The organism is Mesorhizobium sp. M5C.F.Cr.IN.023.01.1.1 (genome assembly GCF_003997585.1).
Lineage (GTDB): Bacteria > Pseudomonadota > Alphaproteobacteria > Rhizobiales > Rhizobiaceae > Mesorhizobium > Mesorhizobium wenxiniae.
The window spans coordinates 21,619-43,896 of sequence record NZ_RZSU01000054.1; the positions used below are offsets into that span (position 1 = coordinate 21,619).

21 protein-coding genes, 1 tRNA gene and 2 pseudogenes are annotated in these 22,278 nt (G+C 60.8%); 15 read left to right on the forward strand and 9 right to left on the reverse strand.

Annotated features, from left to right (window positions below; all coding sequences use genetic code 11):
* Positions 1-75 precede the first annotated feature (75 nt).
* The 3 genes from EOA78_RS20945 to EOA78_RS20955 all read left to right on the forward strand — a co-directional run bounded on the left by EOA78_RS20945 (position 76) and on the right by EOA78_RS20955 (position 3,541).
* On the forward strand, positions 76-1,854 hold the full coding sequence (locus EOA78_RS20945; RefSeq protein ID WP_127316786.1) for a hypothetical protein: 1,779 nt from the start codon (positions 76-78) through the stop codon (positions 1,852-1,854).
* A 118-nt stretch (positions 1,855-1,972) separates the two neighbouring features.
* Positions 1,973-2,797: an alpha/beta fold hydrolase gene (locus EOA78_RS20950; protein ID WP_127316787.1), complete on the forward strand. Its 825-nt coding sequence runs from the start codon at positions 1,973-1,975 to the stop codon at positions 2,795-2,797.
* A gap of 120 nt (positions 2,798-2,917) precedes the next feature.
* Positions 2,918-3,541, forward strand: a complete 624-nt coding sequence (locus tag EOA78_RS20955) for a hypothetical protein (RefSeq protein ID WP_127316788.1) — start codon at positions 2,918-2,920, stop codon at positions 3,539-3,541.
* A gap of 110 nt (positions 3,542-3,651) precedes the next feature.
* Here EOA78_RS20955 and EOA78_RS20960 read toward each other — a convergent pair whose 3' ends face one another.
* Positions 3,652-4,566 carry a metallophosphoesterase gene (locus EOA78_RS20960; RefSeq protein ID WP_127316789.1) on the reverse strand — a complete coding sequence of 305 codons (915 nt, stop codon included), beginning with the start codon at positions 4,564-4,566 and terminating at the stop codon, positions 3,652-3,654.
* A gap of 53 nt (positions 4,567-4,619) precedes the next feature.
* On the opposite strand from EOA78_RS20960, the gene EOA78_RS20965 reads away from it, so the two are divergent.
* Positions 4,620-5,120: an NUDIX domain-containing protein gene (locus tag EOA78_RS20965; protein ID WP_127316790.1), complete on the forward strand. Its 501-nt coding sequence runs from the start codon at positions 4,620-4,622 to the stop codon at positions 5,118-5,120.
* 1 nt (position 5,121) lies between these two features.
* On the opposite strand, the gene EOA78_RS20970 is transcribed toward EOA78_RS20965, so the two are convergent.
* Positions 5,122-6,111: a glutathione S-transferase family protein gene (locus tag EOA78_RS20970; RefSeq protein WP_127316791.1), complete on the reverse strand. Its 990-nt coding sequence runs from the start codon at positions 6,109-6,111 to the stop codon at positions 5,122-5,124.
* A gap of 282 nt (positions 6,112-6,393) precedes the next feature.
* Here EOA78_RS20970 and EOA78_RS20975 point away from each other — a divergent pair, with 282 nt between their 5' ends.
* The 6 genes and pseudogenes from EOA78_RS20975 (at position 6,394) to EOA78_RS21000 (ending at position 11,420) form a co-directional block, all read left to right on the forward strand.
* The gene (locus EOA78_RS20975) at positions 6,394-6,930 is read left to right on the forward strand and encodes an N-acetyltransferase (RefSeq protein WP_127316792.1); all 537 of its coding nucleotides are present in this window, start codon (positions 6,394-6,396) and stop codon (positions 6,928-6,930) included.
* 192 nt (positions 6,931-7,122) lie between these two features.
* Positions 7,123-7,884: a 3-hydroxyacyl-CoA dehydrogenase gene (locus tag EOA78_RS20980; protein WP_127316793.1), complete on the forward strand. Its 762-nt coding sequence runs from the start codon at positions 7,123-7,125 to the stop codon at positions 7,882-7,884.
* Between the two features lie 6 nt (positions 7,885-7,890).
* Positions 7,891-9,063 carry a CaiB/BaiF CoA-transferase family protein gene (locus EOA78_RS20985; RefSeq protein ID WP_127316794.1) on the forward strand — a complete coding sequence of 391 codons (1,173 nt, stop codon included), beginning with the start codon at positions 7,891-7,893 and terminating at the stop codon, positions 9,061-9,063.
* Between the two features lie 39 nt (positions 9,064-9,102).
* A complete protein-coding gene (locus EOA78_RS20990) occupies positions 9,103-9,864 on the forward strand; it encodes a HugZ family protein (protein WP_127316795.1) in 762 nt (253 codons plus the stop codon).
* A 173-nt stretch (positions 9,865-10,037) separates the two neighbouring features.
* Complete coding sequence (locus EOA78_RS20995) at positions 10,038-10,376, forward strand: metalloregulator ArsR/SmtB family transcription factor (RefSeq protein ID WP_065011891.1); 339 nt, start codon at positions 10,038-10,040, stop codon at positions 10,374-10,376.
* A 241-nt stretch (positions 10,377-10,617) separates the two neighbouring features.
* Positions 10,618-11,420 (forward strand): annotated as a pseudogene (locus tag EOA78_RS21000) (RNA methyltransferase).
* A 29-nt stretch (positions 11,421-11,449) separates the two neighbouring features.
* Here EOA78_RS21000 and EOA78_RS21005 read toward each other — a convergent pair.
* Together EOA78_RS21005 and EOA78_RS21010 are read right to left on the reverse strand one after the other, a co-directional pair.
* A complete protein-coding gene (locus EOA78_RS21005; protein WP_127316796.1) occupies positions 11,450-12,619 on the reverse strand; it encodes a hypothetical protein in 1,170 nt (389 codons plus the stop codon).
* Between the two features lie 139 nt (positions 12,620-12,758).
* Positions 12,759-13,298: an EipA family protein gene (locus EOA78_RS21010; RefSeq protein ID WP_051694969.1), complete on the reverse strand. Its 540-nt coding sequence runs from the start codon at positions 13,296-13,298 to the stop codon at positions 12,759-12,761.
* Between the two features lie 400 nt (positions 13,299-13,698).
* On the opposite strand from EOA78_RS21010, the gene EOA78_RS21015 reads away from it, so the two are divergent.
* Both EOA78_RS21015 and EOA78_RS21020 read left to right on the forward strand, forming a co-directional pair.
* Complete coding sequence (locus EOA78_RS21015) at positions 13,699-14,328, forward strand: histidine phosphotransferase family protein (RefSeq protein ID WP_127316798.1); 630 nt, start codon at positions 13,699-13,701, stop codon at positions 14,326-14,328.
* Positions 14,329-14,572: 244 nt separating this feature from the next.
* Positions 14,573-14,941 carry a response regulator gene (locus EOA78_RS21020; RefSeq protein WP_127316799.1) on the forward strand — a complete coding sequence of 123 codons (369 nt, stop codon included), beginning with the start codon at positions 14,573-14,575 and terminating at the stop codon, positions 14,939-14,941.
* Positions 14,942-15,057: 116 nt separating this feature from the next.
* Here the strand turns inward: EOA78_RS21020 and ctrA are convergent, their stop codons facing one another.
* Positions 15,058-15,753: a cell cycle two-component system response regulator CtrA gene (gene ctrA, locus EOA78_RS21025; RefSeq protein WP_006203583.1), complete on the reverse strand. Its 696-nt coding sequence runs from the start codon at positions 15,751-15,753 to the stop codon at positions 15,058-15,060.
* A gap of 450 nt (positions 15,754-16,203) precedes the next feature.
* Here ctrA and EOA78_RS21030 point away from each other — a divergent pair, with 450 nt between their 5' ends.
* Complete coding sequence (locus tag EOA78_RS21030; protein ID WP_029349790.1) at positions 16,204-16,581, forward strand: flagellar export protein FliJ; 378 nt, start codon at positions 16,204-16,206, stop codon at positions 16,579-16,581.
* A gap of 464 nt (positions 16,582-17,045) precedes the next feature.
* On the opposite strand, the gene EOA78_RS21035 is transcribed toward EOA78_RS21030, so the two are convergent.
* A complete protein-coding gene (locus EOA78_RS21035) occupies positions 17,046-17,321 on the reverse strand; it encodes a DUF1153 domain-containing protein (RefSeq protein WP_006203587.1) in 276 nt (91 codons plus the stop codon).
* Between the two features lie 272 nt (positions 17,322-17,593).
* Between EOA78_RS21035 and mnmA the strand changes: the two genes are divergently transcribed.
* Entirely contained in the window at positions 17,594-18,784 is a 1,191-nt protein-coding gene (gene mnmA / locus EOA78_RS21040; protein WP_127316800.1) for a tRNA 2-thiouridine(34) synthase MnmA, read from the forward strand.
* Positions 18,785-18,841: 57 nt separating this feature from the next.
* Here the strand turns inward: mnmA and EOA78_RS21045 are convergent, their stop codons facing one another.
* Positions 18,842-19,807: a Gfo/Idh/MocA family oxidoreductase gene (locus tag EOA78_RS21045; protein WP_127316801.1), complete on the reverse strand. Its 966-nt coding sequence runs from the start codon at positions 19,805-19,807 to the stop codon at positions 18,842-18,844.
* Positions 19,808-20,151: 344 nt separating this feature from the next.
* Here EOA78_RS21045 and EOA78_RS21050 point away from each other — a divergent pair.
* Positions 20,152-20,228: transfer RNA gene (locus tag EOA78_RS21050), tRNA-Met, on the forward strand.
* A 636-nt stretch (positions 20,229-20,864) separates the two neighbouring features.
* On the opposite strand, the gene EOA78_RS21055 is transcribed toward EOA78_RS21050, so the two are convergent.
* On the reverse strand, positions 20,865-22,034 hold the full coding sequence (locus EOA78_RS21055; RefSeq protein WP_127316802.1) for a hypothetical protein: 1,170 nt from the start codon (positions 22,032-22,034) through the stop codon (positions 20,865-20,867).
* A gap of 101 nt (positions 22,035-22,135) precedes the next feature.
* Positions 22,136-22,278 (reverse strand): annotated as a pseudogene (locus tag EOA78_RS37150) (ATP-dependent DNA ligase); the annotation flags it as partial.

Genomic DNA, 22,278 nt, shown 5'->3' on the forward strand with positions numbered 1-22,278 from the left:
GATGCATGCTTGTATGGCAGTGCAGGCTCTATATGATTGCGTCTCAACCTGTGCCGACTTCGAAAGGATCGACACTTGCAGCATGCCACGCCTGCCGCCCCCGCAGTGCGCGAGACGTTGGAGCGATTGCTAGCCAGCGAAACGTTCGGGAGATCCGAACGAGCGCGTAAGCTGCTTCGCTATCTGGTTGAGCGCGAGCAGGCAGGCGAAGCCGACAAGCTCAAGGGCTTTTCCATCGCGATGGATGTTTTCGGCAAGGACGGCGATTTCGATCCGTCGACCGACGCCGTGGTCCGGGTGCAGGCGGGCAGGCTGCGCGAGCTTCTGCAGCATTACTTCGCCAATGAGGGCGTTGCCGAGCCGATCCGCATCGCCATTCCGCGTGGCGGCTATGTTCCATCCTATGAACTCAACGCGATCCGCCTGCCGGCCGAGCCGGCGCCGAAGGAACACACCGAGGCGGCTGCCACCTTGTCGGGGTCGCTCGAAGAACCCCGCATGGCCGCACCTGCCGTATCGTTGATGTCCCCTGTCGTTCGCGAGCCGGCGCCGTCGCTGCTGCGCCATCTCCAGTTCTTCTGGTTGGCGATCGCTCTGGTCATCGCCATGCTGGGCGTGCTGATCCTTCGCCAAGGAAGCGGCGCATTGCTGGCGGGAAGCGATGCCGCGCCGACGATCGAAAACGCGGTGGCAACCGGCAGCATTGCGCCATGGGCTCCGATTGAAACCCTTCCGCTCGTCTACATTGCGGTGAAAACCAACAGCGCCGAGGCTGCCCGCGTCGCGGCATCGCTGCGCGCCGGCCTCAGCGGCTTCGATACGGTCAACTTCATCGGTCGGGACGCCGACGGCCCGCCCGATCCGGTCACCGATGCAATCAGCTTCGTATTCGATGTCTTGCCGGGACCAACGGCGGGCGATGTCACTCTGGAGCTTCAAAGCGTGGCGACCGGACGGGTCCTGCTGTCACGCAACTTGACTGCCGCCGACAGCACACCCTCCACCGTCGAGGATAGTGTCGCCGGCATTTTGAGTTCGGCCGTTCCCGCCTCTGGCACGATCTACAACTACATCGAACAGAGCGGCCTTCAGACCGGCCTGACGGAATGTCTGCTGCTCAACGACAAGTACTATCTCGACCAGGGCGCCAAAACCCATGAGGCTGCCTATCGCTGTCTCGAAAACCTGATCAACCGGGATGCGAAATCGTCACTCGTCTATTCGGAGCTTGCGACCCTGCATCTCGAGGCGGCCACAGATCACTACGCCTATCCGGCCGGCGCAACGATCGAACAGGCGATGTCGCTTGCCCGTCGCGCCGTGCAGATGGGGCCGACCAGTCCCTATGCCCACCGTGCCTATGGCTATCTCAATTCCCGCCTCGGCAATTCGGAGGAATCGATCCGCTGGATGCACAAGGCCTACGAACTCAACCCTTACGACCTCAGCATGGCGGCAGCTTACGCCTATGGGCTGATTTTTGCCGGCAGGTATAGGGAGGGTACACCGATCCTAGCTCACGCCGCCGAAACTTCCAGCGCCCATCCGACCTGGTGGGACTACGGGCTTTTCGTCGGGCAGTTCATGGCGGGCGATATGAATAAGGCCGCGCTTGCCAGTGATGCGTTGCAAGCGACGCCGACCAAATCGCACTATCTGGCTGCGCGGCTGATCGGCGCGAAGGCAACCGGCCGCAATCAACTGGCGAACGAACTCGCGGACGAGATGACTGTCAAATTTCCGAAATTCACTGCAGATCCGCGCGCAACCTTTGTCGAGCGGAGATACCCCGCCGATCTGATCGACCGGCTGGTCGAGGCCTTGCGTGCCGCCGGGCTCGGCAATGCCAGCTAGCGCTTCTAACGCACGGCTGATCGCGGAAATTTACTGGCCATCGGCTTGGACAAGGCGCAGTCGAGCCACAATCTGGAATCTCGCGTCCTGTTTGATTTTTCAATAAAACCATAAATTCATGATTTCATCCCTTTACGCTGCCGAACGGGGCGCCGGCCCGAAGACGGTTGTCTTCCTGCATGGCTTCGGCGGTTGTCACGGCGACTGGCAGGAGGTGATTTCGACACTGGCACTTGGTTCACGGACGCTGGCCTATGATCTTCCGGGCCATGGGCTATCCCTCGACTTCCCGGGTGGCGGTCCGGCCAAGGCGGCCGCTCGAGCCGTTCTTGCAGACCTCGCCGCACGCAGAATTAGGAGGGTGCATCTCGTCGGCCATTCGATGGGCGGGGCGGCGGCAGTGCTGATGGCATTGGCCGAGCCCGAAAGGATAGCCTCGCTGACGCTTCTGGCGCCGGGCGGTTTTGGGACTGAGATCGACGGGCCGCTGTTGCGCCGTTACGCGGCCGCTGCCGGCAAGAGTGAAATTCGCGCCTGCCTCGCCGCCATGTCCGGACCGCAAAGCCTGCCCTCGGACCGCATCGTGGATATGCTTGGCGAAATGCGTGCGCGTCCCGGCCAGTTGCAGAAACTTGTCGAGATCGCGGCCTCTATGACCAGGGGTGATCGGCAGGGCGTCATCCCGCGCGAACGGCTCGAAACACTTGATATGCCGGTGATGGTGGTTTGGGGGATAGATGACGCTGTGCTGCCCTTCACACAGGCCGATGGTCTGCCGGCGCATTTCCACCTGCACCACGTGTTGGAGGCCGGCCATATGCTGGTCGAGGAAGCGCCCGGCCTGATCGCCGAGATCGTCCGCCGCAACATGAAACGCCGCAGCAGGCCGCTTCGTCCAAAATCCGCCGCCGCGGCGAATCGATCCCTGCCTGCCAAAGACTGATGGCGCGGGTTCGGGCTGGGTTTTGTCTGGTAAGCCGCTTAAAGGCTTATCGATCTCGCAAGTGCATTTTGCCAACGGCTGTGTTAATTCGGTGTTAACCAAACCCGCGAGGCAACGCCGATGAAGGATGCAGGCGAGAACATCACCCAGATCGATCAGTCGCGAAAACTGTCCGACGCCATACGTGACGTGAAAAACGCCTTCGCCGATCGCGACGACGTCGTAGTCGATATGCGCGAGGCGCATCGCATGCGGCTCGATTTGCTTGCCGCCGAACTCGCGCCCATCTTCGCCGACGTGCCCGCCGACATGGACAATTTCGACTTCGCCGTCTCGTCCGGGCTGCAGCCGCGCCTATGGATCGACGCCGTCAGCCATGTCGCCATGGGGCGCGACCGCCGCACCTATCGCTTCCTCAAGGACACACGCATCGGCCGGGTGGTGCTCGCCGAATCAACCGAAATGAAACCGGTTGCCGATCAGGTGACGCGCTACGTCGCGGAGCGCGTCGTCGAACGCCAGCGAATGATGGAAGGCGGGATCGAGCAGGCCGTCGCCGGCCTGAAACGTGCCTTGGTCCCGGAAGCCGAGCCGCCACTGCGATCCGTGCCGCGCGGCAAGGGTTGGTCGGCCTTTCTCTCCGGTCTTGGCTTGATCGCCGCCGGCGCCCTGGTCGGGCTGGCTGTATCGATCGTGTTGTTCTGGGACCGCCTTGTTGCGATGGGACTGAGCTTTAGACCATGATCCTGAACCGAAGGTCCGCGTAGCGAACACTGGAATTCCGGTTTTCGGGATAAATCATGGTCAAACAAGAAGATCGAGTCCATCCCGATTCCATCGGCATGGAATAGGCTCTAGGCCATAGCGTCCGCGCCAAGCTCCAGAATCTCCAGATCGGAAGGCGGGATGGCCGGCCCGGTCAGGCCACGTCGCGTCAGCCTGATCCGCCAATTGTCCTTTTCGCCATCGATCTCCAACAGATTATATTGCGCCGCCGGACGCCTGCCGCCTGGCGCCTGCCCTGCGGCGGCGACGCCGACCACTGGAATTTTGGCGCCGCGCCCATTGATGGAGAACAGCGTCGGCTCATGCGAATGGCCGTGCAGCACAAGCTCGGCCCCGTGCCGCTGAACGACCTTGTGGAAGCGGGCAATGCCGAACAGCCGCTTGGGCTGCGAAACGGCGCCGCGCACTGGCGGGTGGTGGATCATGATCACCCGGAACAGTCCGCGCTTGGCCGTAGCATCGAGCACTTCGCGCAGCCTTTCCGCCTGGTCTTCCAGAAAGAAGCCGTTGGCCATGAACGGAGCCGTGGCCCGCGCCGTCGTCACACCGATCAGCGCGACGTTGCGACGCACGCGCAGATACGGAAAAGCGTCGCGGTCGATAGGCGTATTGACGCCGTCGCCGGTCATCCAAGCCGTCCATGACCGGCAGGCCTTGTCGAAGGCGCCAGGCACATAGGCGTCGTGGTTTCCTGGAACGACCGACACATCATCGGGAGGACCCAGCGTCTCCAGCCAGTGCTTGCCCATCTCGATCTCGCCATCGAGCGCCAGATTGACCAGATCGCCGGTGACAGCAAGGTGATCCGGTGCGCTCGCCTTGATATCGGCGAGGATCGTGTCGATGACGGCATCGCGCATGTGGCGGCGGCGGTTGCGCTGCCAATTGACGTAACCGACCACGCGCTTGGAGGCGAGATCGCGATAGGTTACACCGGGAAGCGGTCCCAGATGGATATCGGAAATATGCGCGAGCCTGAACATCCTCTCTTCATAAGCGACGCGCGCACTGCTTTCCACCCTCGGTTTCGTGGGTGATGACGCAGCCCGATCTGGAGCAAGTTTTCCGCCAGGCCGGCTGGCCGGGTCTCAGGGCAAGGCTGTTTCATCTGTATTTCGTGCTGCGGCGGCCGATGACGCTCGGGGTACGCGGCTTGATCCACGACCGCTCGTCCAATTCCGTCTTCCTCATTCGCCACACCTATGTACCGGGCTGGCAGCTTCCCGGCGGTGGCGTCGAGTTGGGCGAGACGATGATCGAAGCGCTGGCGCGCGAGCTCTCCGAGGAGGGCAATATTGCATTGACCGCGCCGCCGGTGCTGAAATCGATGCATTTCAACCGTCGGGCCAGCCGCCGCGACCATGTCGGCCTCTACTTGGTCGAGCAGTTCAACCAGACGGCGCCGAAGGTGCCGGACCGCGAGATCGCCGCAGCCGGTTTTTTTCCGCTCGACCGCCTGCCGGAAGCAACGACGCCGGCCACACTGCGACGGATTGCCGAGATTTTCGGCGGCGCAGCGGCGTCGCCCTACTGGTAGGTCACGCCGCCTTCCTGAACCGTTTGCGATCATGCGGCGCCGCGTAGTCCAGTTCCGGTCCGACCGGCACGATGTGCGTCGGGTTGATCGTTTCGTGGCTGCCATAATAGTGCGCCTTGATGTGGTGCAGGCTCACCGTGCCTGCGACGCCCGGAACCTGATAGAGGTCGCGCAGATAGTTCGACAGGTTCGGATAGTCGGCGATGCGGCGCAGGTTGCACTTGAAATGGCCGACGTAGACCGGATCGAAGCGGATCAGCGTGGTGAACAGCCGCCAATCGGCCTCGGTGATGCGGTCACCGACGAGATAACGCTGGCGAGATAGACGATCCTCGAGTTGATCGAGCGCCGAGAACAGTTCGCCAAAAGCTTTTTCATAGGCCGTTTGCTTGGTGGCGAAGCCGGCGCGATAGACGCCGTCGTTGACTGAGGGATAGACCAGCGCATTGACCGCGTCGATTTCGCCGCGCAGTGCTTTCGGATAGAAATCGAGGCTGGCATCGCCCCATTTATCGAAGACTGAATTGAGCATCCGGATGATCTCGGAGGACTCATTGGAGACGATTGTTTGTTCTCGCCTGTCCCACAGAACCGGGACCGTCACGCGGCCGGAATAGGCGTGATCGGCCTTGGTGTAGATCTGATGCAGGAAATCGAAACCGTAGAGCGTGTCGCCGGTGGCGCCGTCCTCGGCCAGGAAGGTCCAGCCGTGGGCGCCCATGAAATGATGGACGACCGAGACGGAAATCACGTCCTCGAGTTTCTTCAGTGCTCGAAAGATCAGCGTCCGGTGCGCCCAGGGACAGGCAAGCGAGACATAGAGATGGTAGCGGCCCGGCTCGGCCTTGAAGCCGCGCTTGCGGCCTGCGGCCGGCGTACCGTCAACCGTGACCCAGTCGCGCCATTGCGACTGCGCCCGCACGAACTCGCCGTCGCTGCGCTTGGTGTCGTACCCGCTGTCCTGCCATTTGCCGCCCACCAGCAATCCCATGCGATGTCCTTTCGTCTTCGTAGGGATGTAGGCACAAACCGAAGATGCGGAAATCGCCAGGCGTTGAACAGTTCGTCAATCGCCAGGGCGGCAACCGAAGGCGGCAAGCAAACGCCCGATTGCAGTGGCTGAAGATTGGTGCTAGCGGAAAATCCGCATGTTCGACTTCGCTTTGATCCGGTTCGACCGACGACGAAAGGGCGCCCGCGCTTGATGAAGCGCTGACTGGCGAACGCTGCCGTTTGCAGCAAACCTTTTCCCGTATACCGGAACGCAAAGACCATGAGCCTTGCCGACGTGAAATACCTGCCGGAAAATCCGGCGCATGACCCCGAAATCGAAGCCATAAACGATGAAGCCTTCGGGCCGGGCCGTTTCGTGCTGGGCGCCTACAAGATCCGTGAGGGCGGCCCGCACGAACGCGCCCTGTCCTTCGTGGCCGTCGATGGCGATATCGTTGTCGCCTCGGTGCGCATGACGCGCATCGCGGCCGGTGCCGGTCGCGCGCTGATGCTCGGACCGCTTGCCGTGCGGCCGGCCTTCAAGAATCTCGGTATCGGCCGCCGGCTGGTGGCAATCGCGCTGGAGGCCGCAGCCAAGGCCGGCACGCCGGCCGTGATGCTTGTCGGCGACGAGCCCTATTACGGCCCGCTCGGCTTCAAGAGAATCCCGCGTGGGCAAATCTCCATGCCGCGCCCGGTCGATCTCGACCGGCTTTTGTCGCACGAGATAGTGCCGGGCGCGGTGGCAAGGCTGGTGGGGGAGGTTTGCCACGCCGATCAGGCAAGGATTGCCGCGAACGTCGCCGCGATGGCGTGACGGTCCGGATGCTGTTGCGCCGTCCTGTCGGGCTTCGTAGCATGTGGCCGATGGTGCATGTCGCCCAAAAGTGCGCAGCGGTTTTTGGGGTAACGATATGCATAAAAACAGAGATTTGAAGCGCGTCGATTGAATTCGTTTCAACGCGACGCGCTTTAGATAACGCGAGCGCTTTAGGTGGAGGACGCCGACATGAACCCGAACGGCCAGATTGCGATCGTCACCGGCGGCGGCTCCGGCCTCGGCGAAGCGACGGCACGTGCACTGGCCGCGAAGGGCGCGGACGTTGCCATCCTCGACCTCGGCATCGAGCGTGCGGCGAAGATTGCGGCCGATATCGGCGGCATCGCCATCCAATGCGACGTAAGCAGCGCCGACGGCGGTGCTGCTTCAGTGGCGGAAGTGGTAAAAAAGTTCGGCGAACCCCGTATCCTGGTCAATTGCGCCGGCATCGCCATCGGCATGAAGACGATCGGCAAGGACGGCCCGCACCCGCTCGATCAGTACCGCAAGGTGATCGAGGTCAATTTGATCGGCACCTTCAACATGATCCGCCTCGTCGCCGACCGGGCCGCGAAGCTTGAGCCGCTGGAGGGCGGCGAGCGCGGCGTCATCGTCAACACGGCATCGGTCGCAGCCTATGACGGTCAAATCGGCCAGGCGGCCTACTCAGCCTCCAAGGGCGGCGTCGTCGGCATGACGCTGCCGGTGGCGCGCGACCTTGCCCGGTCGGGCATTCGCGTCTGCACCATCGCGCCCGGCATCTTCAAGACGCCGATGATGGCCGGCATGCCGCAAGAGGTGCAGGATTCGCTTGGCGCTGCGGTACCCTTCCCGTCCCGTCTAGGCGAGCCTTCCGAATATGCAGCGCTTGTGCTGCACATCGTCGAAAACCAGATGCTCAACGGCGAGACCATCCGCCTCGATGGCGCCATTCGCATGGCGCCGAAGTAGCCGACCATGAGTGCCGAAGTCGCCCCGCAGGCGAAGACCGGCCCGCTCGCCGGCCTGACGGTGATCGAGATGGCCGGGATTGGACCGGTGCCGCTAGCCGGCCTGATGCTGTCGGAGATGGGAGCCGAGGTGCTGCGCATCGAGCGGGCTGGGTCGACCCGGCCGTTTCTGACGCTACCGGATGAATACGACATCGACCGTCACGGCCGCTCCATCCTGCGGATTGACCTGAAGCGCTGGGAAGGCGCCGAACTGGTGCTGCGCCTTGCCGAAAGGGCCGACATGCTGATCGAAGGGTTTCGTCCCGATGTCATGGAGCGGCTAGGTCTTGGGCCGGACGCGGTACTGGCACGCAACTCGGCGCTGATCTACGGCCGCACGACCGGATTCGGCCAGGACGGACCGCTATCGGATCGTGCCGGCCACGACATCACCTACCTCGCCTATTCGGGTGTGCTGCATGCCATCGGCCAGGAAGGAGGCCGGCCAGTCCCACCGCTCAACCTCGTCGCCGACTATGGCGGCGGCGCCGTGATGCTGGTTGCCGGCGCACTGGCCGCCCTGTTTGAGCGTTCGCGCTCCGGCAGGGGCCAGGTGATCGACGCCGCGATGACCGAGGGCGCCTCGATGCTCATGACACCTGTGCACGCCTTGATGGCAGCGGGCCTGTGGAGTGACATGCGCGGCGCAAACCTGCTCGATTCCGGCGCGCCCTTCTACGATACCTATGAGACGGCGGACGCACGCCACGTCGCCGTCGGCTGCCTTGAACCCCGGTTCTTCGCCGAATTCGCAAGACTGCTGCCGCTCGACGAACGTTTTGTACGCGGCCAATACGACAGGACATTGTGGCCGCAGATGCGCGCCGCCATTGTCGATCGAGTCGGGCAGAAGACACGGGACGACTGGGACCGTCTCTTTGCTGCGACCGATGCTTGTGTTGCACCGGTTCTGTCGCTGCGGGAAGCCAGGGATCATCCCCACAATCGCGCTCGCAACGCCTTTGTGGCGTCGGGTGCGCTTGAGCGCCCCGCCCCGGCGCCGCGTTTTTCGCGCTCCCGGCCGACGCTTGCCGCTATGCCGGCCGATCACGATTGTCAGGCGGCGACCGTGCTGGCACGCTTCGGCCTTCCCGAAATCGAAACTGAGGCCCTTGTCAAATCCGGTGTGATAGGTTGATAACCAGAGAATAAAAATCAGCTTAAGACGGTGTGGATTTTGGCCGACCGAAAGAAGGACGTGATCCGCGAGACCGATGCCGAAGCGATCAGGCTGGCAAAAACGCTGATCCGCAGTGCCCGTTTCGGAGCGCTGGCGGTAATCGAACCCGGGACCGGTTCGCCGCTGGCCAGCAGGGTTGGCGTCGCCACCGATCTCGACGGCGCGCCGCTGATCCTTGTATCGATGCTGTCCGCCCATACCGGCGCGATCCTTGCCGATCCTCGCTGTTCGCTGCTTGTCGGCGAGCCCGGCAAGGGCGACCCGCTGGCGCACCCGCGGTTGACGCTCGTCTGTCGGGCAGCACGGCTTGAGCGTGGATCCGGCGAGCACGCCCGCGCCGACCGGCGCTATCTCAACCGCAACCCCAAGGCGAAGCTCTATGCCGGTCTTGGCGACTTCTCGATCTTCCGCCTCGAGCCGGAGCGCGCCAGTCTCAACGGCGGCTTTGGCAAGGCCCACTTGCTCGAGCGCGCCGATCTGGTCACAACCGCGCCGATCGTCGAAGAGCTTGCCGCTGGAGAACAATCCGCCCTCGACCACATGAATGCGGACCATAGCGACGCAATTGCCGTCTACGCGCGCCACTTCGCCAAGGCGGTGGGCGACGGCTGGGTCGTCACCGGCTTCGACGCCGACGGCATGGACCTGGCGCTGGGCGACGATGTCTGCCGGGTGTTCTTTCCCGAGCCATTGAGGACGGCGCGTGAGCTCAGGCATGTTCTGGTCGACATGGCAAAAACCGGCAGAGTGGCGGATTAAACACAGTCCGACAGTTAATCGTGTCGGGTCGAAAGCAAGTCTTGAGGTTTGAGCGAGATGTTCTACGCTTTCCCGGTAGCGTTGAATCGCCAGCGCACATTCGCGAGTGAGCCTATGGAATCAGACGCTATTGCCCCCATAGCGCCGGATGAGCAGGAAGGCATGGGGGATCGATGGTCTCGAAAAAGCTAATCGCCAATGCCGAATCAGCGGCTGCGTTTCTGACGCTGATGGGCAACGAGAAACGGCTGTTGATCATGAACTATCTGGCCGACGGTGAAATGTCGGTCGGCGCTATTGCCGAGAAGGTTCTGCTCAGCCAATCCGCCCTGTCACAGCATCTGGCCAAACTGCGGGCGCTCGATCTCGTCGAGACCCGTCGCGACCGGCAGATGATCTACTATTCCTGTAAATCCGATGCCGTGCGCGAACTTCTCAACACGCTGGACGGAATTTTCGGCGAGGGTGAGCTATCGCAGATGGCATACCGCCCGCGTCGCTCCGGGACGTAACCGGCCAATGCATGTCGCCCAAAAGCCTGCCCTTGGGCTTGACCGAGGGTGCGAAGCGGTTTTGGGATAACGACATCCGTAAATGCAAGAACTGGCCCGGGCACCCTTACCTCGCTAACGATTCTAAGAGCGACTTGCGTCCAGTTGGACGCAGAAAGTACGCTCTAACACTTTGGATCCACGCGTCGTGCTGTCGGAAAGCCCACCACGATCGGGCCGATGCGAGTCAGCTGAGGCAAGCATGCGCCCCATTCGTATCGACGACCCGCAAGACCCGCGCGTCGCCGCTTATCTCGACATCCGCGAGCGCGATCTTGCCGGCCGGCAGGGCCGTTTCGTCGCTGAAGGAAAGGTGGTGCTCGAAATGCTGCTCGGGGCCAAACGCTTTGCGGCCGAATCGGTGCTGGTACTCGAAAATCGGCTGGCAGGCCTCGACGGAACCCTGCGCAAAGCACCCGTGGACCTTCCGGTCTACGTGGCGGCCAGCGAGGTCATGGACAGGATTGCCGGCTTTCACATGCATCGCGGCATATTGGCGATTGGCCGCAAAGGCGCGGCGCAGCCTGCAGAGGCCTTGCTGGATACCCTGCCCGCCCGGGCGTTGATCGTCGTGCTGGTCGGCATCGCCAACCATGACAATATGGGCTCGATCTTTCGCAACGCCGCCGCCTTCCGCGCCGATGCCGTGTTTCTAGACTCGACATGCTGCGATCCTCTGTACCGCAAGGCGATCCGCGTTTCGGTCGGCGCCGCGCTGAAAGTTCCCTTCGCCTCCTTCACTGAGACCACCGGCTTCACCACAGTGCTCGACCAGCTGGGCTTCGGCCAGTTCGCTTTGTCGCCGCGCGGGCGAACCGGCATCCGCAATGCGAAAAGGACTGAACGGCTGGCGCTCTATCTCGGCACCGAAGGCGAAGGCCTGCCCGAAAGCCTGCTCGCCCGCCTGCGGACGGTGCGGATCGATATGGCAGAAGGCTTCGACAGCCTGAATGTCGCCGCCGCGTCAGCATCGCCTTACATCATTTTTCGGCAAGCAGGACCTGAGCCGCAGAAGACAGCATCACTGCCTGGGTTCAATGCGTCGATTCGGCCTTCTGCAGCGCCCGCACGCGATCGGCAAGGCTGCGTTCGCCGCTTCCCGGTTGGTCGGGTGCCGCAAGAACCTTTGCGATCGGCGACTCCGGCCCGTCGAGCTTCGCCGTCAGGGCGACGACTTGCGCCGCCAGGTCGCTCATCTGCTCACGCAATGCAGCGCTGGCGCGGCGCGCATCGTCGCCGTCTTCGGATTTGGATGCCCCGAAGGCGGCAAGCTCCGTTTTCAGTTTCTTGTTCTCGCGGGCCAGTTCCGTCAGCCTCGCCTCCAACCGCTCTCGGTCGCTGTCGAGCTTGGCGATGGTTTTTTGGATGTCGTCATCGCCCTTGACGGCCGCATCGCCCTGACTACCTTGCACGCCGACGAGACGCACCGCCGAGGCGTTTTCCACGCTTTCGCTTTTCGACTTTTGGCGAAGCCGCGCGATTTCCTTTTCGCGGCGGTCAAGCTTGTCCTCGCGATCGGCAAGCGTGGCGAGCAGGCGCTCGACCTTCTTGTCCAGTTCGCCGGTCCTTTTCTTCTCGGCCTTCAACGCGTCTCGTGCGGCCTTGCTCTCGGCCGCGCTCTCCTGTTGGCGCCTGTCCGCCTCCTTGCGCTGGCCACGCAGCACCGAAATGTCGTCGGCCAGCTTTTGCAGTTCGGACTCGCGCGCCACAAGCTCGATCTGACGGCTGCTGGAAGAAAAGCTGGCGTCGTCATACATATGCTCCAGTTTTTTCAGCTCGAGCACACGCTTTTCCAGGGCATGTTCGGTTTGAGCAAGCCGATCCGACAAAAGCTGCAGCTGGTCTTCGCGCTGTCGAAGGTCTTCGCCCTTGGCCTCGAGTTCGGAAAGGGCCTGGTTCTTGTCCTTCCGCTCGAGCGCCAGCTCCTTCAGTGCCTCGCGGCCGCGGCTGATCTCGACAAGCTGTTCGGCCGCTTTCTCGCGCAACGACTTGACGCTCATTTCAAGCCGGCGTGTCGACATCGCGAACTCGGCGCGGATGCGATCCTTCTCCGCCTGAATCTCGGCCAGCGTCAGCGGCATCGAGCCCTCGACGCGTTTGCGCGTCAGCATCACGGCCCGCCGCCAGATGGCCGGGGCAATCATCAGCGCCACAAAACCGGCGCAGAGAAAGCCGAGGACAAAGAACAGGACCGACTGAACCAAGGTGACTATCCGTTATGGGACCGTTAGGGACTGTGCCACGTTCGCATGACGGAATTCCAGTGCTGCGGCAAGGGTCTGCCGCAGCAATGTTCAAGTCGTCGACCCTGGAACCAATCGGGATGACGAGGCAACCGCCTGCTCAGAACGGATTCCAGGTGGCACGCTGGGTAAGCTTGAGATAACCGAGATTGACGCCAAGCCGGGCGCCTACGCCGGTCCGGATCGGCACCAGCAGCACATTGTTGTTCTTCATCACGTTGAAGCCGACGCCAGCCACGAGATAGGCGGAGCCGGCAACGCCGCCGAAACGATTGTAGAGGCTGTTCACGTCGTCGAGATTGTAGACCAGCATCATCACCCGCGAGCCCTCGCCGCCAAAATCCCAGCCGAGCGACGGGCCCTGCCAGAACACTTTGTGATCGCCGGCATTCTTGGTGTAGAGCGTGCCTTCGCCATAGGTCAGGCCACCGATCAGCGCGCCCGAGCCCTCCTCGCCAAGCAAATAGCCATTAGGCAGGCCGTAGGAGGCGAAAATCTTCTCGACGACGGTGGCGAGACCGCCCGACGTCGCGCCGAAGAATTTATGACCGGAATCGACGATCTCCTGAGCGGTGTATTCCTGGGCCCGCGAAGGCGAGGTTGAAAAGACGACGACAAGGCCCATGAGAGCGATCGCCATTGAGAGGACACGGAAAGAACTCCGGTCGTAGTATCGGGAAAACATGCTTCCAATCTCCGTCAGGGAGCACTTTCGCCGACGCCTCGCATCCGTGCGGCTCTTTGGCGGCCGTTAAGGATGACTGTTATGGGCAAACTATGCCGTAATCCTTTTTCAACCATTAAGCTTTCACATGAAGATGGCGGTTAGAAGGCTGGTTTCGAGCTGGTTTCGCGTCGCCCCGCAGTATCCGCACCCTGCGTGAACACACCATTTTCGATAACGGCAATTCCGGATTTGTTGCTGCACGCTCAGGCGCTGTGTATTCAGTAGGCCTTGGGAGAGAGCGTGATTCGTGTGGACAGGCGTGATCATCGATCGCCCGGCCATTTTTAGTGAAATTTTGCAGGGACTTTCGCCGATGGCCGAGCTTTTCACCCTTTCCGCCCCCGATCTCGCAGCGCTTTTGTGCAGCCGGGTCTGCCACGACATCATTTCGCCGGTCGGCGCCATAAACAACGGGCTTGAGCTGCTCGACGAAGGCGGCGCCGACGAAGATGCCATGAAATTGATTCGCCAGAGCGCCAGAAACGCTTCGGCCCGCCTGCAATTCGCCCGCATCGCCTTCGGCGCAGCCGGTTCTGCCGGCATGATGATCGACACGGGGGACGCCGAGGCCGTTGCGATCGCCTTTTTGAAGAACGAAAAGCCGGAACTGGTCTGGAACGGAACCCGTGCGCTGCTGCCCAAGAACAAGGTGAAGCTGCTGCTCAACCTCATTCTCGTCGCCAACGCCGCCATTCCGCGAGGCGGTAAGCTTACGGTTACGCTTGAAAACCTCGACACAGAACCACGCTTTGCGCTCGCCGCGAGCGGTCCGATGCTGCGCGTGCCGCCCAAATTCCTGGAACTCCATTCCGGCAACAAGCCTGAGGAACCGATCGACGCGCATTCGGTGCAGCCCTACTACACGCTGCTTCTGGCGCGCGAGGCGAACATGACGATATCGATACACGCTACCGCAGAAGAAATCGTGCTATCGGCCGCTTAAAGTTACTAAGGTGAGTGACAAGAACAGATAAGTATTTTTAGACAATGTTTACTACGCCTTCACGGTCGAATGAAATGAACCTTCCAGGCTAGTTCGACCGACGCATCGTCAAGAAGTTTCCGTAAAAGCTGGTCTTGCAAAAATTTTATCTATTGGCTTTTCAGCTTCTTTACCGGATTGATCCTACCGTGCCTTTCAGTACCGCGACGCTGCCGGATTGCCGCATGGAACAGAGGGCCCGGAAATGAAACGCTGCATGTTCATCGACGATTCGAGCGTCATCAGGAAGGTCGCAAAGCGCATCCTGGGTGGTTCCGACATGCTGGTCATCGAAGCTGCGCGCGGTTTTGACGCGGTCGAGATGTGCACCGCTGACATGCCGGATATCATCGTTGTCGACGGCGCTTTGCCGGACATGCAGGCAGAGGACGTCATCCGCCGCGTACGCACAATGGAGGGTCCGATACGGCCCCAGATCCTCATTTCGCTGGTTGAGGTCGACGTCGCTTCGATCATGCGGGCAAAGCGCGCCGGCGCTCAAGGCTATCTGCTGAAGCCGTTCAATCGGCCGCAACTTCTCGAGTGCTTCCGCACCCTGAGAATTGCAGCCTGATTCGCCGACCCCTGGCGCATGGCCCTGAAAATCGGCGCTCTAATCTCTGCGCTATAACGCAAAGTCCGGCCGAAGCCGGATTTTGTCGGAAAATCAATCGGATCGGCGTCGTCAGCTCAGGCGCTGACGCGGATATCTTCCGGCTCGCGCAGCACATAGCCGCGACCCCAAACCGTCTCGATGTAGTTCTGGCCGCCGGAAGCGGCGTCGAGCTTCTTGCGCAGCTTGCAGATGAAGACGTCGATGATCTTCAGTTCCGGTTCGTCCATGCCGCCGTAAAGGTGGTTGAGGAACATTTCCTTCGTGAGCGTAGTGCCCTTGCGCAGCGAGAGCAGCTCCAGCATCTGGTATTCCTTGCCGGTCAGATGCACGCGCTGGCCACCGACCTCAACGGTCTTGGCGTCGAGATTGACCACCAGGTCGCCGGTGGTGATGACCGACTGGGCATGGCCCTTGGAACGCCGCACGATAGCGTGGATGCGGGCGACCAGTTCGTCCTTGTGGAACGGCTTGGTCATATAGTCGTCCGCGCCGAAGCCGAGGCCACGTACCTTGTCCTCGATGCCGGCCATGCCGGAGAGGATAAGGATCGGGGTCTTCACCTTGGAAAGGCGAAGTGTTCTCAAGACCTCGTAACCCGACATGTCGGGCAGATTGAGATCGAGAAGGATGATGTCGTAGTCGTAGAGCTTGCCTAGATCGACACCTTCTTCGCCAAGATCGGTCGTATAGACGTTGAAACTTTCCGATTTCAGCATCAGCTCGATGCTTTGTGCGGTCGCACTGTCATCTTCTATCAGCAGAACACGCATTTCATTCCCCTTTTCTGCTGCCGGACCATTTCACGACCCGTCCAGGACCGGAGCAGTGATTGCCTGAGCAGAGGCTGCCATCGAATGGTTAACAAAACCTAATTCCGTGCCGCTGACGGTATCAGATTTTTTAACCCCTTTCTACACCTTGTTGAATCTAATAGTGAATCACAGAACGAAAACGCTAATGCAAAACATTAATGACTCCGACTAAGTGACTCCAGAGACTCGCTGGCCGTGCTTCCGCATCGAGAGCCGGAATTTTTACCCGGCCTTAAGTCCTGAGCCGTATGATTAACAATGCCCGTAAACGAATGGTTACCGCCGGCAAAAAACTTTAGGAATTTGTTTCCCATAGTTCCGGTAAAGTCGGTGGAGATGGGTGAAGCCTGAGTTTGCCAGGTGGATTGGACGATATGTGCAGGTGTGCGTTTCCAGGAGTACCGAATCATGAAGTCACGTGAAAACCTCGTTCGGCTGAAGCAGTTTCAGGTGAACGAGAAGCGGCGGCAATTGCTGCAACTCGACATGATGATCGCCGAATTCGAGCGCATGGCTGTCGAACTGGAGCTTCAGATCACGGCCGAAGAAAAGAAAGCCGGCATTACCGACATCAACCATTTTGCCTATCCGACCTTCGCCAAGGCAGCGCGCCTGCGCCGCGACAATCTCAGAAATTCGCAAAGCGATCTCGCCCAGCAACGAAGCGTTGCCGAATCACTGCTCGGCGAAGCCGAAGCGGAGCTTTCCAAAGCGGAAATGCTCGAATCACGCGACACCAAGATTCGCGATGCCGAGACCGGCGGCCGCAGCGCCATGATCGGCTGAAAACAAGGCTTTAAGGCCAGCCAACACCCAGCGATCAGGGCGTTGCTCATCTGGAACGTCGCCGCTCATTGGTCGAGCAGCCGCCAGTTTAAGGCCTATGCTACCAAATCCCCTTCATATTCCGCGACCGGCCGCATCCGGGCATCCCTAATGTCGGGCGTATGCGGTTCCGACCAGGACCTTCTGATTGAGCAGCCCATCGGGTTCTGGCCGAGTTCGGCGCGTCGAGCGGATGTCCAGCGGGCCCGACCGCGCAGGCCTTGTGGAACTTGGCTAGGTCGATGCGAAAGAGCTTGCCGCCTAATGTGGCAAAGACCCGCTCGAAGATGCGGGAGCTATCCAAGCCTTTCCCGCCGCCAAGCCGATCGGCAACACGGTGCTGACGGTCTGAAGCAGAGAGAACCGTTGCGGCAAAGCGAAAACGGCGCGGATTGTCGCGCCTTTTTGAGTTCCTTGAACCAGCCCTAATGCCGATATTGCTGGATGCGCGTCGTGCGCAGCCCGGCAAGGCCATATTCGTCTATCGACGCTTGCCAGGACAGGAATTCCTCGGTGGTCAGCTTATAGCGCTGGCATGCCTCTTCGAGGCTCAGAAGCCCGCCGCGCACCGCCGCCACAACTTCGGCCTTGCGCCGGATAACCCAGCGACGTGTGTTCGTCGGCGGCAGATCGGCAATCGTAAGGGGGCTGCCGTCAGGCCCGATAACATATTTGACGCGCGGTCTAACAAGATCGGTCATCGTACTCTCTACTAAAAACTCAAAGACCCAATCCCCACCACATTACCGCCACAGCTTTAAAAATTGCCTAAGCGAACCCTAATAGGTAGGTAAGGATCATGAACGGCGCGTTAGTCTTTTCGTCGGCATTTGAGGCATCTGCCCGCAAGCGCCGTATCCATTCGAAAAATCCGCCGGCTCGCGAAGCTGGCGCACCCGGAAAGCTTGACCTATATTCCGGCCATTGGCATTCAAGCGCCGTCATCCAAGGCGCCGTGCAGAACGAAAGAACCATGAACAGCCTCGACCTTCCCGGACGCCCCGAAGATACCCGCATCGTTGTTGCCATGTCGGGCGGCGTCGATTCGTCGGTCGTTGCCGGCCTTTTGAAGCATGAAGGCTATGACGTCGTCGGCGTCACGCTGCAGCTCTACGACCACGGCGCGGCAACGCACCGGGCCGGCTCATGCTGCGCCGGCCAGGATATCGACGATGCCCGCCGCGTCTCCGAGACGCTCGGCATTCCGCATTATGTGCTCAATTACGAGGAGCGCTTCCGTAAGGCGGTGATCGACCCCTTCGCCGAGAGCTATGTGGCCGGCGAAACGCCGATCCCTTGCGTTTCCTGCAACCAGACGGTGAAATTCGCCGACCTTCTGGCGACCGCCAAGGAGCTCGGTGCCGACGCGCTGGCCACCGGCCATTACATCCGCTCCGACGCCAACGGCGCCCATCGCGCACTGTACCGGCCGGTCGACGCGGACCGCGACCAGAGCTATTTCCTGTTCGCCACCACGCAGGCGCAGATCGACTATCTGCGTTTTCCGCTCGGCGGCCTGTCGAAGCCGCAGGTTCGCGCGATCGCCGAGGAAATGGGGCTAACGGTCGCCGCCAAGCAGGATAGCCAGGACATCTGCTTCGTCCCGCAGGGCAAATATTCCGACATCATCGCCAAGCTGAAGCCGGCTGCTGCCAATCCGGGCGACATCGTCCATATCGACGGCCGCGTGCTCGGTCGCCATGAAGGCATTTTGCGCTACACGATCGGTCAGCGCCGCGGCATCGGCATCGCCTCGGGCGAGCCGCTCTACGTCGTCCATCTCGACGCCGACCGGGCCCGCGTCGTCGTTGGCCCGCGCGAGGCGCTGGAGACGCACAAGATCTATTTGCGCGACATGAACTGGCTGGGCGACGCTGCACTGTCAGATATCCCGGCGGCTGGGCTGGAGCTTTTCGCCAAGGTCCGCTCGACACGCCCGCCGCGCCCGGCCGTGCTGCATCACAACGCCGGGATCACTTCGGTTGAACTGGTCGACGGCGAGTCCGGCATCGCGCCCGGCCAGGCCTGCGTGCTCTATTCCGACGACGGCAACGAAGCCCGCGTGTTCGGCGGCGGCTTCATCGAGCGTTCCGAGCGTGGCGCCGAGGCCGAGGCGATGCTGACGCGGCTGGCAGCCCGCCCGGCGCAGATTCCCGCCGAATAGACGATGATCCCGATTTTATCGGGATAGATCAGGCTCTGATACAGCCGCATTTTTCTCTCAGGAAGACGATCCGGTGTGGATAACCGTGCCAGCGGTCAGGATACGCAGCACCCTGATGGCTTCCTCGCCGCTGGTGCGCGGTTCTGCCCGCGTCTCGATGCACTGGACGAAATGCTCGAGCTCTCGCGTCAGCGGCATGCCCTCGCCCACCGCCACATAGGACGGCTCGTTGGTGGTGAAGGCCCATTGGCCGCTGTCTTGCCACACCGCGTGGCGGTAAACGGCGAGCTTGCGCTCCCACGGCTCGACATCGTCGAACACCGCCATCGCTTTGGTGCCGACCACGGTCAGCCGCCGTTCGCGGTAAGGGTTGAGCCGCGACGCGAAGAGATGGCTGCGCAGACCATTGGGAAAGCGCATGTGCAAATGCGCGAAATCGCTCAGATTGTCGAGGAGCGCTGCCCCCTCGCCACGCACCTCGATCGGTTCCGTGCCGGTGATGGCCAGGATCATCGACAGATCGTGCGGCGCAAGGTCCCACAGCGCATCGTTTTCGGTATGGAACTTGCCGAGCCCGAGGCGGTGCGAATGGATATAGCGGACCTCGCCGAGCTCGCCATTGTCGATCAGCGCCTTCAACGTCTCGAAGGCTGGATGAAAGCGCAGCACATGGCCGACCATGAAGACACGGCCATTGTCGGCCGCCGCCTTCACGGAGCGCTCGGCATCCGCCACCGTCAGCGCGATCGGCTTTTCCACCAGCACGTCCTTGCCGCCCTGGACGGCGCGCACCGCCATATCGGCGTGGAACTGCGGCGGCAGCGCCATGACGATGGCATCGACGTCGCTGCGGACAAAGAGCGCCTCCGGCTCGATCGCCAGGCAATCCTGCTCACTGGCGAAGCCTTCGGCGCGGGCAGGATTGACGTCCGAGACCGCGTGCAGCGCGCCGAGCGCCTTGAGGGTGCGGATGTGGTTGCTGCCCCAGTATCCGCAACCGAGGACTGCAATGCGCGGTTTCATCAATTCCAACTCTAGAATTTCGTGGCCGAGACATAGCGGCGCGCCCCGCCGAACTCAACCCCGGCATTTCTGCGCCCAATTATCTGCCCGGCAAAGCTTTTCGCCATTAGAGCGACCTGCGTCCGCTCGAACGCGTAAGGTACACGTCTCAAGACAGTGAACCTTCGCATCGTTACGGAAGATCGATTCCGATTTCGGAAAAGCACGATGCGATACAAGTGGCGGCATGCCGGCTGCATCGATGCTTGACAGGCTTGGCGTCCCAACCTTATATCCGCCCGACCTTGGCGAACGCTTCGACATGCCTTCTGATTTAAGGCGGATTTCGGACCTTTCGCCGCCCTGGCGGGGTAGCTCAGTTGGTTAGAGCACGGGAATCATAATCCTGGGGTCGGGGGTTCAAGTCCCTCTCCCGCTACCACCCTCAAAGTCCAAACAATTCTCTGCTGCGCTTCTAGCCTTTTAGGAGCCCAGCATTTGCGCGGTGCGCGGTCAAAAGCTTGGGAGTGCGGCAGAAGCCGTCTCACCCCAATCGCTCTCTGAATGCCCCACATTCTCTGGAGCTGGGGAGTAGCGCGAAAATCCCCAGGTTGTGCCGCCAGCAATATCAATGCTTTAGTGTCGCGCGACTTGAAAAAAGGTTCGCTGTGCCATTCGGCTGGGGAGCGAACCAAAACCTAGTCTATCGCCACGAGTTCTGCTTAGCGCGATTTGCCGTGATGGCCAGTTCTGCGAATGTCGGTAAGGTGCAGAGCAGAGGTCTAACTCTGCACCTCGGCGAACGCATTATACCGTTTATAAGATCACTACACTTATCTGGCTGGCTTCCGTCCAAGACGCACACATCATAATGTGCGCGAATGAACGAGGGGGCATTTCATCCGGAAGACAGGGCGCGATCCCAGATTGATCGGCGTCTGTCGCTTTGCGGAAGGCTGGCTGGACGCGCGGAGAGGTCATGCGCTCGCTTCGGCGCCTAATCGCCGCCGATAACATGACCCAAAAGGAAAACGCCAAGGTCGAGATGCAACTCGCCATCGCGCGCGCCATGCCGGGGTCAATAAGTCCACTGAAATGAGAAGAGCTCGGCAGCTCCCGCGCGGGCCTTTTCGCCGCAACTCATGCATATAGTATTGATCCTGCCGTCGCCGATGAACGGGTTCCCCATTTTCCCCTTAGATGGGTCCAACACGTACGGTACTCTTCGACCACACTTGCATGGAGCCACAAAGTACCACGCGCCGCCCTTGGGCAGCTGCGGTGCCAAGGTAAAAGACCCATCGAGGCGGGCGGGCGCTTTCTTGAAATGGACCATCTCTACCCATGCCTCGAAGGAAGCAAGATTCTGAGTGAATTGATGAACTGGGCCTGCGTCCGGATCGATGCCTTTCGCACGAAGAGCTTTTCTTGCGTGAATGGCCTCGGTACCCATGCCTACAGCTGTCAAACCAAATGAGAAGCCTTCATCACTGCTGATCTTCGAAACATCGAAGCCGTTGATAGCCAAAATCGCCTGATCTGGATCATCGGGATTTTGCTGGAGAACCGGCTGAAGCTGAACTCCCATTTTGTCAGCAAATGCAATCTGCGGGTATCCACCGACGCTGCTAACGCTGCCGGACCTCATGATCTCCTGCAGGATGTTGAGTGGAGGTGGTCTATTTCCCGCCGCATCGCGCCTTTCAGAGAGACGAACAAACTCACCGACTCCACTGCCGATAGCAAATAGGTCACCGTCTTTCACATCGAAGCTTTCAACCGCCATCGAGAATACCCCGTCCCTTATAACTGGACTTATGGTGTGGTTCCGGAAAGTCTGCTTGACAGGACAGTAACCGAACAAAAAGCCCTCAAAAGAAAGCGAGCTTTCTGGATGAAGCCGGGAGTTAACGTCCTTTGTCACGTCCTCACCAGCACGCGCGTAGATCTGAGCAATCAGATCGGAGCTGGGGGCCGCATTTGGTCGTCCCGTATGAAGAATTTGAGAGCAGGTGGTGGCTATTGCGTGGGTACTGTTTGCAAGCAGTGTGGATCCAGCGAAAGCGAATCCGAGGGAAAAGAAGGAAACACTGCTCTCTTCAAGTCCGGGTCCGGTGATCCCCCAACGAACCGGTACAACCGCCAACTTCCCACCACGCTCGCTGATGGTTTGCGAATCCGAAGTTAGCCTAGTGTCGGCTCCACATATGAGACGCTCTTCTGTCCCATAAAGAACAACCAAGGTCATGTAGAACTCCCTTCAAGAACGGAAAAACATCACTTCGGCAGCATCGTGCCGAGCAACGTTTCTGACCGTCGGGCAATTATCACACGACGAGCCCACGGTATTCACTTCTCCTCGCGAAAATCCTGCAGCGAGGCATGCCGGAGGTCCTCCTCGCCGCGCAGGTGCTTGACGCGGCCTATCAGCCCCGGCTTGACCCACTGCGTCGCCGGACGCTTCATCCCCTTAGGCGGCGGCCCGGCGTGCT

What these genes read in the sequence shown, in the direction of transcription:
- EOA78_RS20950 (WP_127316787.1), top strand. Translation starts at nt 1,973, where the DNA reads ATGATTTCATCCCTTTACGCTGCCGAACGGGGCGCCGGCCCGAAGACG.
- EOA78_RS20955 (WP_127316788.1), top strand. Translation starts at nt 2,918, where the DNA reads ATGAAGGATGCAGGCGAGAACATCACCCAGATCGATCAGTCGCGAAAA.
- EOA78_RS20960 (WP_127316789.1), bottom strand. Translation starts at nt 4,566, where the DNA reads ATGTTCAGGCTCGCGCATATTTCCGATATCCATCTGGGACCGCTTCCC.
- EOA78_RS20965 (WP_127316790.1), top strand. Translation starts at nt 4,620, where the DNA reads ATGACGCAGCCCGATCTGGAGCAAGTTTTCCGCCAGGCCGGCTGGCCG.
- EOA78_RS20970 (WP_127316791.1), bottom strand. Translation starts at nt 6,111, where the DNA reads ATGGGATTGCTGGTGGGCGGCAAATGGCAGGACAGCGGGTACGACACC.
- EOA78_RS20975 (WP_127316792.1), top strand. Translation starts at nt 6,394, where the DNA reads ATGAGCCTTGCCGACGTGAAATACCTGCCGGAAAATCCGGCGCATGAC.
- EOA78_RS20980 (WP_127316793.1), top strand. Translation starts at nt 7,123, where the DNA reads ATGAACCCGAACGGCCAGATTGCGATCGTCACCGGCGGCGGCTCCGGC.
- EOA78_RS20985 (WP_127316794.1), top strand. Translation starts at nt 7,891, where the DNA reads ATGAGTGCCGAAGTCGCCCCGCAGGCGAAGACCGGCCCGCTCGCCGGC.
- EOA78_RS20995 (WP_065011891.1), top strand. Translation starts at nt 10,038, where the DNA reads ATGGTCTCGAAAAAGCTAATCGCCAATGCCGAATCAGCGGCTGCGTTT.
- EOA78_RS21010 (WP_051694969.1), bottom strand. Translation starts at nt 13,298, where the DNA reads ATGGCGATCGCTCTCATGGGCCTTGTCGTCGTCTTTTCAACCTCGCCT.
- EOA78_RS21015 (WP_127316798.1), top strand. Translation starts at nt 13,699, where the DNA reads ATGGCCGAGCTTTTCACCCTTTCCGCCCCCGATCTCGCAGCGCTTTTG.
- EOA78_RS21020 (WP_127316799.1), top strand. Translation starts at nt 14,573, where the DNA reads ATGAAACGCTGCATGTTCATCGACGATTCGAGCGTCATCAGGAAGGTC.
- ctrA (WP_006203583.1), bottom strand. Translation starts at nt 15,753, where the DNA reads ATGCGTGTTCTGCTGATAGAAGATGACAGTGCGACCGCACAAAGCATC.
- EOA78_RS21030 (WP_029349790.1), top strand. Translation starts at nt 16,204, where the DNA reads ATGAAGTCACGTGAAAACCTCGTTCGGCTGAAGCAGTTTCAGGTGAAC.
- EOA78_RS21035 (WP_006203587.1), bottom strand. Translation starts at nt 17,321, where the DNA reads ATGACCGATCTTGTTAGACCGCGCGTCAAATATGTTATCGGGCCTGAC.
- mnmA (WP_127316800.1), top strand. Translation starts at nt 17,594, where the DNA reads ATGAACAGCCTCGACCTTCCCGGACGCCCCGAAGATACCCGCATCGTT.
- EOA78_RS21045 (WP_127316801.1), bottom strand. Translation starts at nt 19,807, where the DNA reads ATGAAACCGCGCATTGCAGTCCTCGGTTGCGGATACTGGGGCAGCAAC.
- EOA78_RS21055 (WP_127316802.1), bottom strand. Translation starts at nt 22,034, where the DNA reads ATGACCTTGGTTGTTCTTTATGGGACAGAAGAGCGTCTCATATGTGGA.